The organism is Nostoc sp. TCL240-02, assembly GCF_013343235.1.
Lineage (GTDB): Bacteria > Cyanobacteriota > Cyanobacteriia > Cyanobacteriales > Nostocaceae > Nostoc.
This window is the reverse complement of the sequence record NZ_CP040094.1, coordinates 3,691,153-3,705,791: the sequence shown is the minus strand read 5'-3', so window position 1 is coordinate 3,705,791 and position 14,639 is coordinate 3,691,153. Positions and strand designations below refer to the sequence as shown.

At 38.3% G+C, this 14,639-nt stretch carries 12 protein-coding genes; 7 read left to right on the top strand and 5 right to left on the bottom strand.

Going from position 1 to position 14,639, the window contains the following annotated elements; genetic code table 11:
* Positions 1-60: 60 nt before the first annotated feature.
* Positions 61-1,209, bottom strand: a complete 1,149-nt coding sequence (locus tag FBB35_RS15930) for a hypothetical protein (protein WP_174710463.1) — start codon at positions 1,207-1,209, stop codon at positions 61-63.
* 202 nt (positions 1,210-1,411) lie between these two features.
* On the opposite strand from FBB35_RS15930, the gene FBB35_RS15925 reads away from it, so the two are divergent.
* Positions 1,412-2,434 (top strand): IS4 family transposase, encoded by a 1,023-nt coding sequence (locus tag FBB35_RS15925; protein WP_174708137.1) that lies wholly within the window; start codon positions 1,412-1,414, stop codon positions 2,432-2,434.
* Here FBB35_RS15925 and FBB35_RS15920 read toward each other — a convergent pair.
* Both FBB35_RS15920 and FBB35_RS15915 read right to left on the bottom strand, forming a co-directional pair.
* On the bottom strand, positions 2,394-3,023 hold the full coding sequence (locus FBB35_RS15920; RefSeq protein WP_174710462.1) for a DUF262 domain-containing protein: 630 nt from the start codon (positions 3,021-3,023) through the stop codon (positions 2,394-2,396). The genes FBB35_RS15925 and FBB35_RS15920 overlap by 41 nt on opposite strands.
* Positions 3,024-3,130: 107 nt before the next feature.
* Positions 3,131-4,114, bottom strand: a complete 984-nt coding sequence (locus FBB35_RS15915; RefSeq protein ID WP_174710461.1) for a 1-aminocyclopropane-1-carboxylate deaminase/D-cysteine desulfhydrase — start codon at positions 4,112-4,114, stop codon at positions 3,131-3,133.
* Between the two features lie 208 nt (positions 4,115-4,322).
* Between FBB35_RS15915 and FBB35_RS15910 the strand changes: the two genes are divergently transcribed.
* From FBB35_RS15910 to FBB35_RS15900, 3 genes are all read left to right on the top strand, one after another.
* Positions 4,323-6,053 (top strand): diflavin flavoprotein, encoded by a 1,731-nt coding sequence (locus FBB35_RS15910; RefSeq protein WP_174710460.1) that lies wholly within the window; start codon positions 4,323-4,325, stop codon positions 6,051-6,053.
* A gap of 106 nt (positions 6,054-6,159) precedes the next feature.
* Entirely contained in the window at positions 6,160-6,672 is a 513-nt protein-coding gene (locus FBB35_RS15905) for a phosphate-starvation-inducible PsiE family protein (protein WP_174710459.1), read from the top strand.
* Between the two features lie 142 nt (positions 6,673-6,814).
* Entirely contained in the window at positions 6,815-8,551 is a 1,737-nt protein-coding gene (locus FBB35_RS15900) for a diflavin flavoprotein (RefSeq protein WP_174710458.1), read from the top strand.
* Positions 8,552-8,713: 162 nt separating this feature from the next.
* On the opposite strand, the gene FBB35_RS15895 is transcribed toward FBB35_RS15900, so the two are convergent.
* Positions 8,714-9,724, bottom strand: coding sequence for a phosphatase PAP2 family protein (locus tag FBB35_RS15895; protein ID WP_254625956.1), 1,011 nt, complete (start codon positions 9,722-9,724; stop codon positions 8,714-8,716).
* Between the two features lie 49 nt (positions 9,725-9,773).
* On the opposite strand from FBB35_RS15895, the gene FBB35_RS15890 reads away from it, so the two are divergent.
* The 3 genes from FBB35_RS15890 to FBB35_RS15880 all read left to right on the top strand — a co-directional run bounded on the left by FBB35_RS15890 (position 9,774) and on the right by FBB35_RS15880 (position 13,811).
* The gene (locus tag FBB35_RS15890; RefSeq protein WP_174710258.1) at positions 9,774-10,082 is read left to right on the top strand and encodes a transposase; all 309 of its coding nucleotides are present in this window, start codon (positions 9,774-9,776) and stop codon (positions 10,080-10,082) included.
* Positions 10,083-10,118: 36 nt separating this feature from the next.
* Positions 10,119-10,628: a transposase gene (locus FBB35_RS15885; protein ID WP_254625599.1), complete on the top strand. Its 510-nt coding sequence runs from the start codon at positions 10,119-10,121 to the stop codon at positions 10,626-10,628.
* An 834-nt stretch (positions 10,629-11,462) separates the two neighbouring features.
* Positions 11,463-13,811: a WD40 repeat domain-containing protein gene (locus tag FBB35_RS15880; RefSeq protein ID WP_174710457.1), complete on the top strand. Its 2,349-nt coding sequence runs from the start codon at positions 11,463-11,465 to the stop codon at positions 13,809-13,811.
* A 9-nt stretch (positions 13,812-13,820) separates the two neighbouring features.
* On the opposite strand, the gene FBB35_RS15875 is transcribed toward FBB35_RS15880, so the two are convergent.
* On the bottom strand, positions 13,821-14,399 hold the full coding sequence (locus tag FBB35_RS15875) for an HMA2 domain-containing protein (RefSeq protein WP_174710456.1): 579 nt from the start codon (positions 14,397-14,399) through the stop codon (positions 13,821-13,823).
* Positions 14,400-14,639: the final 240 nt, after the last annotated feature.

The window sequence follows — 14,639 nt, the reverse complement described above, 5'->3', positions numbered from 1 at the left end:
ATTTATATTTTCATCCAGTAATGCCTCTTTTATAGAAAATTTTTCATTTAGGGATAAATATTAAGTATTTGTGCGATTACCCATATCAAAAACATTAAATTCAATCCCCTCTAACTTCAAGCTCAAAGCCTCTAATAAGAGGTTTATCCTTTCTTCAATAAAAATGCTTAGGGCATTTTCCGGAAGTGCATCAGCTTTTGACCATTCAAGAATAGTAGTTGGTATAAGATGAGAGCGTAGCACTGCTTCTAAAGTAGGATCGTCATATTCTTTGAGATAATCTAATGGATTTTTATCGCTAATTTGCAAATTAGTTATTTGAGACAGATAGGCAATATTCATCAAGCTGTCACATTCTATTTGACTAGCAATACCACTCTGTTTAATAAAGTTAACTGGAAATATATGGTGCAAGTTAGGCTTATCTGTTAGCAAATAATAAACATCAGACAAAATATCTCTATGAGGTTTTGCCCAATCTTGCGGCCTGTGGTTTGCATAAAGTGATAGTATTGCTCTGGATAAGCGACCTCTATAACTGTAGAAAGATTTTCTTATCAAATTCTTATCAATATCAAATTTATTGAATGAGTAAGTAGTATTAGCCTTTTGTTGATTAACAAAGTATATATGTTCCCAGAGGTGAGTAGTGTTTGTTAGTAAATCTGCATTATGAAAACTATAATACCAAAAATATTTATTTAAAAAACTATAATCTGGTTTATCATTCCGATAAAAGTATGCTGTAATAGTCAGGTATAAATATCGGTAAGGGATTAATCTTCCACCTTTAATATGCAAAATATTATCAAAGAAATCAAAAGTTTTAGCAACGGCTATTTTAAAATTAGACCATACAGCTTCAATATGTTCTGTTTTTAGTTTATTAAGATACATATCAGTAATATTTTGTATACCAGCTTCGGGAAATTCAAGTTTTACTACTACAGCTAGCATCTGGAGCAATGTCCAATTATCAATATTGGCATATTGACTACTAGAAATAGTTTTTTTAAATTTATCAAATAATTCCCGAAGATAGAACCCAGAAATATTATTTGTCTTATTTTCAGAACGAAAAGTCTTAGCAACTACAATATCAAAGATATCCAAGGGTTTGCCAGCTTGATTAATCCGCTCAAATATTTGACAAACTTCCGCAACTTCAATACCTCTTAACTCAATAAAGGAAATTTTGTAACTAGCCAAAACTTCCCTAATTCTCCTAAATTGTTGCATGTAAGGATGATCGAATTCTCCATTAACACTTACATAAATATTTCTTTCTATTTCTCCACGGTCTTTAATTATATCTATTAAGCCAGAAGTGTTGAATGTTAAGAAAAATCCGATAAAAATAGCCCAAAATATGGTAGTTTTGGGCTAAGGCTTAAAATATATTAGTTTGATTGTGATTATAAATTCATTTCCCAAAATTGTCAAAGATATACTGAAAAGCCTGCCAAAAAACGATTATCCAGTATTGAACAGTCGTCTGTTTTTTGAGTGCTGGCTATCCTATGCCCTGGATAACAGCTTAACAAGTATGCGAGATTTGTTTAACAGATTAAATAACAATTGTTTTGAGGTAGATATTTCTACTTTCTCTAAAGCAAATTTACATCGAAGCCAAAAACCTTTTCAAGAGATTTACCAAAAATTAAATGAATTAGTACAGAAGAAAGTTCAAAAAAAGTTACACAATAAATATGCAATTTGTCCAATAGATTCAACAATTATTACTCTCACAAGTAAATTGTTATGGGTACTAGGTCATCATCAAGTCAAGCTGTTTAGTTCCTTAAATCTCTCCACAGGAAGCCCAGAAGATAACTTCATCAATTTTGGACATGACCATGATTATAAATTTGGTTCCAAAATGATGTCTAGTCTCCCAATAAATGCTGTTGGAGTAATGGATAGGGGTTTTGCTGGATTAAAATTTATCCAAGAATTAGTACAAGAAAACAAATATTTTGTTTTGCGGATAAAAAACAATTGGAAACTAGAATTTGATGGCTCAAATGGATTGGTCAAAGTTGGTGCATCTGATGATGCTCAAGCTTATAGAGTAATTAATTTCTGTGATTTAGAGACAAAAACCGAGTTTCGCTTAGTGACTAATTTACCAGAGTCGGGAGATGCAGCTGTTCATGATGATGAAATTAGGGATATTTATCGATTACGTTGGGGAGTTGAATTGTTGTGGAAGTTTTTAAAGATGCACTTAAAACTTGACAAACTCATTACCAAAAACGTCAATGGTATTACCATACAAATTTACGTGAGCTTGATAGCCTATCTGATTTTACAGCTTTTATCTATTCCCGAACAATGGGGACATACACTATTAGATAAATTCCGCTATCTTCAATCTTGTATGTGTCAGAAAATCAGCTATGTTCATTGGTTTGAGGAGATGATGTTTTGCTGACTAATTTAAGCTTTTGAGACTTAGTGTAACTAATAATGTAAAGTTTTGTATCAGCATTCAACATTTCTGCTATTAAGCTGACAATTAGTTTATCTTGATAACGTTGTTTTTTTCCAATATTTGCTTTTAGCTGACTATCTCTATCATCGATTTCGTCCCAAAATAAAAACCTTTTTGCATAGCTTGTGTCATCAGTTGCATCAGTAAGTTCAATAGTCAAATCTATATATAGTGTTGGATCAAAATTTTCGTTATTAGCAATCTTACCCCCATGTATTGATGTTAATAAAGAAGTTGTTCTTTGTTGTCCATCTAAAATGTACTGGTACTCATTAGAGTAAAAATTATCAGCAAATTTTATACCACCTATTTCTCTATGGCTTTCTAGCTTTGTATTAGTTTTCCAAATTAGAATACTTCCTAAAGGATAAAACTTATAAATACTATCCCAAAGTTTTTTTACATTCTCTTTCTCCCAGACAACATCTCTTTGAAAAGTTGGAATTTGATACTTATGTGAGAGAAGATTTTCCAAATAGAGAGGAATACTCTGAGCATCTGGCTTTATGCGTTCAGTAGATGTAAACATTGAATTAACCTTACCTAACATTAAGTAAATATCAAGATTGATGTGTGAATTTCACTTATTCAGTAAAATTCCATACAAAGGTAACTGATATTTAATTAAGTGGCAACTTATATTTTAGAAAATCTCTGCAACTTTTCTTCCATACCAACGTTGCCCTGTAAGCCTCCTGTGTGTACCAGCAGCAACGAATCGCCTTTACCAAAAAATCCCTGCTTTAGTAAATCTATCACACCGTAAAACATTTTGGCGGAATATACGTAATCAAGGGGTATGCCATGTTCCTCCCTGAACTGTTGGCTAAACACTAGCAACTCGTCGTTTATCTTTGCATAGCCGCCAAAGTGGTAATCACACATCAATTCCCAGGAAGCCGGAGAGTTAGATGGTGTAGGTAAACCAGAGGTGAGGTAATTTGTCAATAAACTTTCGATTTCTTGTGCGAGAAATGCGCCATTTTTCAATACGGGAAAAGCGATCGCTCTTTGTCCTTGATGTAACGAAAGCGCAATACCAGCTAGTGTAGTAGCCGTACCGCAGGCTACGCATATATGCTCAAATGCGTAGGCGTAGCCAGCACTTCGGCTGCGCTCAGTGACCGCCGTAAGCATCGCATCACCAATGATCTCTGTACAGCCGCGCACACCATTTAAATTACTCCCACCTTCAGGAATAACAAAAACTTCGCCAAAGCGTTGTTGCAGATATTCCTGTATTACTGGTGTGTTGCGCTGTCGATACATTTCGCGGTTCATGTACACAAGCTGCATACCCTGTTGGATAGCAAAACTCAGTGTCGGGTTTAGTGGTAGCCTCTCCTCCCCACGAATTACACCAATGGTACGAAAACCGAAAAGATTACCAGCCGCCGCAGTTGCATAGATGTGATTGGAATAAGCGCCGCCAAAAGTAAGCAGCGTTGTAAGATATTTCTCCTTGGCCTCTAAAAGATTGTATTTCAGCTTAAACCACTTATTGCCGTTAACCCACGGGTGCATGAGATCCAGGCGTAGTACATACAGATAAACACCAGCGCGATGGATGATTTCGCTGTTGATTTGTTGTATGGGAGGAGGAAAAAATATTAACGACATGCGGAACTATTCTAACTGATTATTTACATTTTCTCACATTCATTATTGATGATAAACATTGAGTAATTCAATGGTAAATCAATCTAAATAATGAATAAAACTTTCTGATGATTAGCTTTAGAAATTGGCATTTTACTAATTGAGTATTTCAGGTAAATATAAGAGACATAACGCTCGCTTCATATAACAATCTTTTTGGAGAAAACAAATGGTCGCACTTATACAGCCCACTCAAGTTACTCCCAACCCAGGACGTTTGACAGTTGAAACTGTTGAAATTGCTCCTCAAACAACTGCTATTCGTTGTCTAGACTGGGATAGAGAACGTTTTGATGTCGAGTTTGGTCTACGGAATGGTACGACTTATAATTCTTTCTTAATTCAGGGAGATAAGGTTGCCTTAGTTGACACATCTCACCGCAAGTTTGAGGAATTATATCTTGAGATAGTGGTGGGATTAATTGATCCAACTAAAATAGATTACTTAATTATTAGCCACACAGAACCAGACCACAGTGGCTTAGTAAAAAATATTTTGCAATTAGCTCCTTCTATTACTGTTGTTGGTGCTAAGGTAGCTATTCAATTTTTAGAAAATATGGTTCACCAGCCTTTTAAATCAATGCAGGTGAAAAGTGGAGAACGATTAGATTTAGGCAACGGGCACGAATTAGAATTTATCTCTGCACCTAACTTACACTGGCCTGACACAATCTTTACTTATGACTACAAAACTAGCACTCTCTACACCTGTGATGTGTTTGGGATGCACTACTGTGATGACCACACTTATGATGAAAATCTCACCTTACTTGAGGAAGACTTTCAATATTATTATGATTGTCTCATGGGCCCTAATGCCCGCTCTGTTTTGGCAGCTTTAAAACGGATTGAAAAGTTAAAAATAACAACAGTTGCTACGGGACATGGCCCTTTATTGCAACACTATATTTCCGAATGGCTTGGACGGTATCAAAACTGGAGTTTAGAACAAGCGAAGACAGAGACTTTAGTGGCTCTATTTTATGTTGAAGATTACGGGCATAGCGAGCAGTTAGTCCGTACCATAGCTCATGGATGTGCAAAAACAGGCGCATCGGTAGAATTAGTTCCTCTTAATAGCTCTGAGCCTCAAGAAGTTCGAGAATTAGTGGCACAATCTTCTGGTTTAGTAATTGCAATGCCACCCCAATCTTCGGTGATGATTCAAGTGGCTTTAAGCACTATTTTAGCTGCTGTTCACAAAAAGCAGTCAATTGGTTTATTAGAATCGGGAGGTGGAGAAGATGAACCAATTTATCCTTTACGTAATAAGTTTCAAGAACTGGGATTAACTGAAGCCTTTCCACCTATTTTAGTTAAGGAAATTCCTACTCAAGCAACGGAACAGCTTTGTGATGAAGCTGGAACCGATTTGGGTCAATGGTTGAACCGCGATCGCACCATTAAACAAATCAAATCTATCAATACTGAGTTAGAGAAAGCTTTAGGGCGGATTACCACAGGATTATACATCATCACCGCCAAAAAAGGAGAAATTCAGAGTGCAATGTTGGCTTCTTGGGTGACACAAGCCAGTCTTGAGCCTTTAGGAGTTGCGATCGCAGTATCCAAAGATCGAGCAATTGAATCCTTGATGCACGTTGGCGATCGCTTTGTTCTAAACGTTTTAGAAGAAGGCAAATATCAAGGATTAATGAAACATTTCCTGAAGCGTTTTGCTCCTGGTGCAGACAGATTTGCGGGCGTGAAGACATATCCAGCTAAAAATGAATCGCCCGTTTTAGCTGAAGCCTTAGCTTACATGGAATGTCAAATCACTAGCCGCATGGATTGTGGAGATCATTGGGTAATTTATAGCACAGTTCAAACTGGAAGAGTTGCCAAGCTAGATGCACTTACCGCCGCCCATCACCGCAAAATTGGCAATCATTACTAATTAGTCATTTGTCATTTGTCATTAGGCTCCCCTGCCCCCTGCTTCCCTACTTTTGTACAGACGCCATTAATCGCGTCTACTCCTCACTCACTAATCACAGAAAACTATGTATAAATCTGTTGAGAATACTCCGATTACAATGTATGAAATCAATCGGGGGCGCGTCGTGCGAACCTTGGAATTTATCCAAGATGTGATTGTGATTTCTTTGTGTATCGGTTTATTTAGCTTCATGGTGCTTCAGGTGAGAGATATGTTTCTCTCCTTACTTCCACCTCTAGATTTCCATGCTGTTACTGCCGATATTCTCTTTTTACTTATCTTAGTTGAGTTATTTCGACTACTGATTATTTACCTACAGGAACATCGAGTATCTATTGGCGTAGCTGTTGAAGTTTCCATTGTTTCTGCCTTGCGAGAAGTCATTGTTAAAGGTGTTCTAGAAACTAATTGGAGTCAAATTTTAGCGACTTGTGCCTTTTTATTAGTCCTAGGAGTACTATTATTTCTCCGAGTCTGGCTACCCCCGACCTTTGAAGGTATCGACCCAGAACAAGAAGTATCTAAACGCTATAGAAGCAAAGTTAAGTCTGAATTAACACAAACTAATGGTCATTAATAGGAAGCAGGGGAGCAGGGGGCAGGGGGCAAGGGAGAGAATAATAAAATTAATCTCTTTCCCCTCTGCTCCCTGCTCCCTCCCCCTCTGTCTCTTGTGCCCAATTCCCAATTCCCAATTCCCAATTCCCAATTAAAAGATTATGTCTGTTGCAACATTAACGCCCAACCATAGCAGAGATGTCCAAGTTGCTGAAATTGGTAAAAATACTCTGATTCTGCGATCGCGGACTTGGGACAGATTAAAATTTGAGGTGGAGTATTCCCGCCAACGGGGAACTACGGCAAATTCTTATCTGATTCAAGCTGATAAAAAGGTTTTAATTGATCCTCCCGGCGAATCTTTTACCGAAATTTACCTTGAGCAACTTGCACAACATCTAGATTTCATTTCCCTAGATTACATTGTTCTCAGTCATGTCAACCCAAATCGTAGAGCAACCTTACAAGTTTTGCTCTCTCTGGTTCCTCAAGCTACTCTAATTTGTTCTCGCCCCGCCGCCAATGCTCTCAAAACCGCTTTTCCCGAATTTGAATCACCTATTCAAGGAATGCGATCGGGGGATACTCTAGATTTAGGACAAGGACATCTTCTATCATTTGTCACCGTACCAACTCCCCGTTGGGCGGATGGACTTTGTACTTATGATTCTGCAACAAAAATTCTCTACACAGACAAACTTTTCGGCGCTCATATTTGCGAAGATCCTTTATTTGATGAAGATTGGAAAGGATTAGATGCGGAACGTCGTTATTATTTTGAATGTCTCCATGCGCCCCAAGCCAAACAAGTTGAAGTAGCCTTAGATAAATTGTCACTTTTGGGAGCCAGATGTTATGCCCCAGCACATGGCCCGGTTGTTCGTTACAGCCTCAGCCGTTTTACTTATGATTATCGTCAATGGTGTCAAGGACAAAAATCTCAAGAATTGAGTGTCGCTTTGCTCTATGCTTCTGCTTATGGAAATACAGCAATTATGGCGAATGCGATCGCACAAGGTTTGATTCAAAATGGAGTTAATGTACAATCAATCAACTGTGAATTAGCTGATTCTGCCGAAATTAACCGCATTGTCGAAACTTGCGACGGTTTGATTATCGGCTCACCCACTTTAGGCGGTCATGCACCGACTCAAATTCAAACAGCTTTAGGAATAGTCCTCTCGGTGGCGGCTAAAACTAAGTTAGCAGGGGTGTTTGGTTCTTACGGTTGGAGTGGAGAAGCAATAGATTTAATCGAAAGCAAGCTCAAAGATGCAAATTATCAACTAGGGTTTGAAACAATTCGGGTGCGTTTTAGCCCTACTCCTGAAATTCTTCAGCAATGTGAAGAAGCAGGTGCTTTTTTTGCCCAAAACTTGAAGAAAACTAAAAAGCTGCGTAGTTCTCGCCAGATTGTGACAGAAACCCATGTAGATCGTACCGAACAAGCGGTGGGGCGAATCGTTGGTTCTCTGTGCGTTGTAACAACTCTTGATGAAGAAACTCACAAAGGGGTTTTAACTTCTTGGGTATCTCAGGCAACTTTTAACCCGCCAGGAATTATGATTGCGATAGCTAACGAGCAGAATGCAGAGTTAATGCATCATCCTGGCGATAAATTTGTGCTGAATATCCTCAAAGAAGGAAGAAATGTGCGACGCTATTTTTCTCGTCATAGCACTTTAGGCGATAATCCCTTTGCAAATCTTTCCACAAAAACTGCTGATAATGGTTGTTTGATTTTGAATGAGGCATTAGCTTATTTAGAATGTACGGTGCAAAATCAGCTTGAATGTGGCGATAGATGGTTAATTTATGCCGTTATTAATCACGGTGAAGTGTTGGAAAATGATGGTATCACTGCTTTGGAGCATCGGAAATCTGGCAGCTATTATTAACAGTTATCAGTGAAGGATTTCCAATAAATAAATTATCCAAAATAATTTGTGCATTGGTAAGGTAGCACAGTTGTCATTGGTGTCAACTTAAGCCTAGGCGAATGGAATTCGCGGCTACACAAACAAAGTCCGTCTGCGCGGACTAAGAGAAAATTAATATTTTTAACCCACGAAGGTGGGTTTTGTTTGTGTAGACGCGGTTTCTAACCGCCCTTCTAACTGTTCCGATTCCAAAATCAGGATACAGGCAATTAACCACACCAAACCTGCGGCATAGCCAGCTGTCACATCAGTCAGCCAATGTACTCCCAGGTAAAGCCGACTAAAACCGATCGCAGCAACCAAGAAAACGGTCAAGCCATAAATCCAAAAGCGCCATTCAGGAAACTGCTTTGCCAGAATATAGCCAGTAAAACCGTAAATTACTATTGAAACCATTGCATGGCCGCTAGGAAAACTGTGTTGGCCGACATTAATAATATGCTTCCACAGTGCTGGACGCGCTCTACCAAAAAATATTTTCATTAAACAATTTAGCAAGATTGCACCGACTCCAGCGATACCCAAGATAGTTGCTTGCCTGCGACGATTAGAATATAACGGACTAATCGCCAGCCCCAAAGAAGATATCAGCATTACTAGGGGATCGCCTAGAAAAGTGATACCAAGCATGATGCGATCGCGCAGTGGTGTATGCAGCTTCTGGATCAAGAGCAAAATGGCTTCGTCAAGATTATATGCGTATAATAGTGCAGTGCCACATACAAGGGCATAAACAACCGGAATAAGTTGACTGGCCGTTTGGTTTAATTGTCGCTGCATAGATATTTGAGACAGTACGGCTGAATTAAATATGTTTCGATTATTACCCCCAACGAAACCAATATTTTCTTTAGTGCCAAAGGAATACAAGTTACTAGTACCAAGTGATTTACTGACTTTTTTCCGATAATCTAAGACAATTTCTTGGATAAACGATGCGATGGTCGAAGACCCGCCTTCGGCGTTCGCATTTAAACTTTCATCTGGATGAAAAATAACAAGTACATTCCCTGTGTAACTATTAGCACGAGCTTGCGAGATTATTTTATCCTCTAATAATCTCGATTCAAGATATCTTTTGAGAGCTTCTGAATGATAAAGCCCATTTACTTTATAGAACCCATTTGACATCTTTTACTGTATTGAAGTAGAGTGACGGCAAAAGACATATCCAGCAGCCATGCCGTACTCTAGCAGCCTAACAGACGAAGAATGGGAAATTCTCGAACCCCTACTGCCGACTATATTGCCTGCTAAGAAACAGACTAGACCCGCCAACTGGACAAAAAGAGAACTCTTAGATGGCATCTTCTATCAACTAAAGAATGGCTGCAATTGGGAAGACTTACCCAAGGACTTGCCCCCCTACTCGACTGTATATTGGCATTACAAGCAGTGGCGGGCCAAAGGAGTGATAGAAGAATTGATGAGAGTTTTACATGGACGAGTGCGTGAACAGGTAAAAAAAAAGCTAAGTGGACGACGCTGATAATTATCGACTCTCAAGCGGTGAAAAACACCTGTAATGCGAGTATTACATCGAAAGGGTATTGTTTCTACTTTCTCGACAAATGGCATTAAAAGACATCTAGCCGTTGATACCCTGGGGTTTCCCTTCTTTACTCATTGCACTAAAGCAAATGTATCTGATGATAGGGGTTTGATTGAGATGTTGACTAAAAACATTGATTATTTCCAGTCAAAACCCGTCAATATTCCCAAAATCACCATTCTGCTAGACCACGGTTATCACCCTGAGTATTTGAGGGAGGAGCTAGAAAAAGTTTATCCCCAAATGATGACGAAAATCAGGTTTGAACTTTCGGCAAAACCATCAAAACAACAAAACAAAGAATTAGGGAAATCTGGGTTTGTTCCGGTTGCCGCGAGGTGGGTAATTGAACGGTCAAATGCTTGGATTGAGAGATGCAAAATTCTCGTTAAGAACTTTGAGAGAACTCTAGATAATGCAACTGCCAAGGTTAATCTTTGTTTCATTCGGCTAATGCTTCAGAGGCTTGCAGCCTCTTCTTAGATGTCAAATGGGTTCTATATCTAGCTCTTCCCTTAACAGCAGTATGTATTGCTTGAACCCAATGGGTTTGATTAAGAAGTTTTTGACAGTGAGGAGTACCCATTTGTTATTGATAATAAAATTCTTTGATTGAAGGCTAGGTGAGCTGAAAAGCATCTAGGTTAAATAATCAAATTAAATAAAAGTCTTGTGGGGTGGGCATCTTGCCCGCCCTAATTATACAAATTAAATGCCGAGTAGCTTAAAAGACATTTTCATGAGTTATAGTAAATCTCAGCTTTTTAGAGCTAATTACTCTTAACCAGAAATCATTTTAATCGCTACTAAATAAGTTGGCAAAATAAAATCAAAATCTGCAAACAAAAAACGCAACCAGGCTGATAAACTTATCTGTTGATGTTTTAAGAGAGCGCTTTATTGAACAACTCTACTCTAGTCATACCTATTTTTTTGAGTGAAGAAATCTATCTCAGTAGTGAATCTAGTTCTCGTTGCTATCAAGTTGATTAAGTTTCTTTAATACTATGTTTATTTTAATTTACAGGGATTTAACTACATAGATTTATTGACATATAACGAGTTTCATGTCTTAAGTTTGAGTTACTATACTCTCAAGTAGTAACATCAAGGCTATGTATGAATTTGCTGGATGAAAGTATTACCCTGATTTCATGTAAGCCTTGCTTATTTATTTTATCAAAACAGAATTCAAGAGTCAGGAATCAAAATTCATTCTAAATTTTGACCGAAAAAGCGGATAGTACAGCGTCTTGTAGAGAGCGTCTTGATTATGACTTCTGAATTCTTCTTCAATTAGTTTCTAGGTATGTGTTTATGCAGCAAGGGTTAATGTTACTAATTCAACTGGTACTAGAGTTTGCACCTGTTGTTGCAGAGCTAGTACAAAATAGAAATAAATCTAGTTTAGGACTGAGTAAATATGAACCGATTGAGGCAATTCCTGAAATACTCAAAGTTCTAAATCCTTCAAATAAAAAAAGCGGTGATGTTAAAGATTTGGAACAAGCAAGAATTTTCCAACAGCAATTAGTAGCCGATAATCACCAAACACGATTAAGAATAGTCGCACAAGAGCGAGAAACAGCGCTTAAGTTACCAGAAGTCAATAAAATTTTTGATAGCTGGCCCTTAAGATTATACCCTTCACAAATTTTAGACCACACCAATTCTGGATACACTCCACTTAAAATTTTTATCGCTCCTCCTCAAGTAGATTTTGACCAATTTGGCGATCGTAAAGATGAAAATATTTTTAAATTTGAGTTAATGTTAGCTGAAGGATTAAGAGATTTTCTCAACAAAGATTACTCTTTACACAGTCAAATTAGACCAACAGAGTTATTGGCAGGAGCCTGGGATAGTAAACGTTTTCACAGTGAATCAAGTATTAAAGCTCTGTTTGGAATGTTGAAAACAGAGCCAAGTTTGATTTTAGAGTGCGAAAATGATGGAGATTATTTAAATTTTAGGATTGCCTACTGGGGTTTAGGGCAAGACAATTATTTTTATAAAACAATTGCTCGTTTACCTTATCGAGAAATTCTGGAAGAATCTGCTAGAAGGCGGGCATTAGAATGGAAGGAAATTAGAGATGAACTTGTAGCATTAGGAGAAAAATTAGAGGAAATTAATCAGCTTGGAAAAGATAATGTGATAAATTTAGAAATTTTAGAAAAGGTAGAAAAATGGCATAAAAAAGGAATTGATATTAGTAAGTTATCTTTACAATATCAAGTCAATCGTCAGGATTATGAAAAACTTTGCCAGGTTTTGATTACCTATCACTGTTTGGTTGCAGGTTGGGTAGCAGATATTTACCACCTGGTTGATCGTGGTGTACCTCCGCTACTACCAGAGTTGCTGCCGAGTTTGCTGTCAGATACTTTTGATTTACAATCAGTAGGGGTTATTGCCTCTGGTTACAAACAAGTTTACCAAGCTCTGGAAAATGAGCGCTGTTACTGGATTCCAGAATTGGCTTTACAATTAGCCCAGAGTTTATGCCATTTAAGCGATGCCTACGGCGGTAAACTACGTTCTTGGGCAAACGAACAACTTGATTATTCTGTGAATACATGGTTACAACTACGCCAAATATCACTAAAGGATTCTACAAACCCGCTTCAGGCAATGCAATCAGCCGTCACCGTTAAAGATGAAGAATATATCAAAAAGTTAAGAGAATATTTTGTCGCAGTCGGTGATAGTCAGAGTCTTGCTGATGTTGAAGAAATTTTAAATTGCGTCGCCAACCTCAAACACCAAGTTACACTACAACATATCGTTCTCAGCCATACCCTAACTGGACATTCAGAAAAAGTGACATCTGTCGTCATTAGTCCTGATTGTGAAAGTTTAGTTAGCGGGTGTGCAGATAAAACTATCAAAATATGGAATCTTAAAAGCGGCAAACTTATCCGCACCCTCACAGAAGATTTAGGCAAAATATCCTCTGTTGCGATTAGTCCTGATGGACATTATCTCGCCGTTGGTAGTTGCCAACATCCCAGAAGTAATGTCAAAGTATGGAATCTCAATTCTGATAAACTCCTCCACACTCTGTTAGGACATCAAAAACCGGTTAACTGCATCGCAATCAGTCCTGACGGGCAAATTCTTGCTAGTGGTAGTAATAAAATCAAAATTTGGAATTTGCATAAAGGCAATCGCATTTCTACCCTTTGGCATTCATTCGCAGTTAATGCTGCTGCTATCAGCCCCGATGGGACAATCCTTGCTAGCGGTAGTTCTGACAACAAAATTAGGCTGTGGAATCCACGCACGGGAGAGCCATTACGCACCCTCAACGGACATTCGGCTGAGGTGAAATCAGTAATCATCAGTCCTGATGGCGAAATTCTTTTTAGCGGTAGTGCAGACAAAACTATCAAAATTTGGCATTTGGCTACAGATAAAGTGCTACATACCTTGACTGGACATTTAGAAGAGGTAAGAGCCTTAGCTGTTAGTCCTGATGGAGAAATTCTCTTTAGCGGTAGCGTAGACAAAACCATCAAAATTTGGCATTTGCAGACGGGAGAGTTACTGCAAACTATCACAGAACACTCAGGGGCAGTAAACTCTATTGCTATTAGCCATGATGGTCAATTTTTGGCTAGTGCTAGTTCTGATAAAACCATCAAAATTTGGCAGATAAATTAAGCTTTTTGGTTACTCATTTGCTGATTCTTCTTGGCTAGTTCTATGCAACTTAATAAAGCTATCAAAAGCATACCATGCTAAAACATACCAAGGAATAACTTCTAACTGCAATCCTTTATTTAGTAATTGTCGCAGTGAAAGGCTAGCTAATCCCAAAGGGAAAAGAATTCGCAGATCAAAAGCACCATGCGTTGACTGTTTAACACGTTGGTTTAAGTCAACAAGCGCAGATGAGACTTCTGCTGCTGCCTCGGTGTTACCCTCGGTAACATCAGCAAAAATTATTCCTAAATCTTTAAGTGTTGCTAGCACATTTTCTAGACTCCCATCTTTACCATCGTCATTGATAACAATACTGCCATGATGGACATTTATCTTTACTTGATTAATGTGAGGATTTGCTAATAAAGCATTGGCGATGCTTTGCATTTTTTCTGGTTGACGATGGGAATGAGCCACTCTCAACCGCAATCTTCCAGGAGTCGAACTTACAACTTTTGTAGATATAGGTTGTGGTGATGTCTTGAAGCTGGTTTTGTCTATAATTTCCGGCATTTTATTGTAAGTGCTATAACCATTTGTCAACATACAACTGCCTTTTTGACTTGTATGAAGGTGGATTCTTTGTTGTGGGTTTGTTATTGTCAAAAATTAAGGAAAAACGAACCGCAGAGGACGCAGAGAACACAGAGGAATAAGAGGAGCGAGAGAGACGTAGGTTGGGTGAAGCGGAGCGCAACCCAACATATATCAGAATGTTGGCTTTGGCAAAGCCTCCAACGCCACTTGCTACAACGCGGGAAACCCGCGCAACGCAGTGGCTCCCCA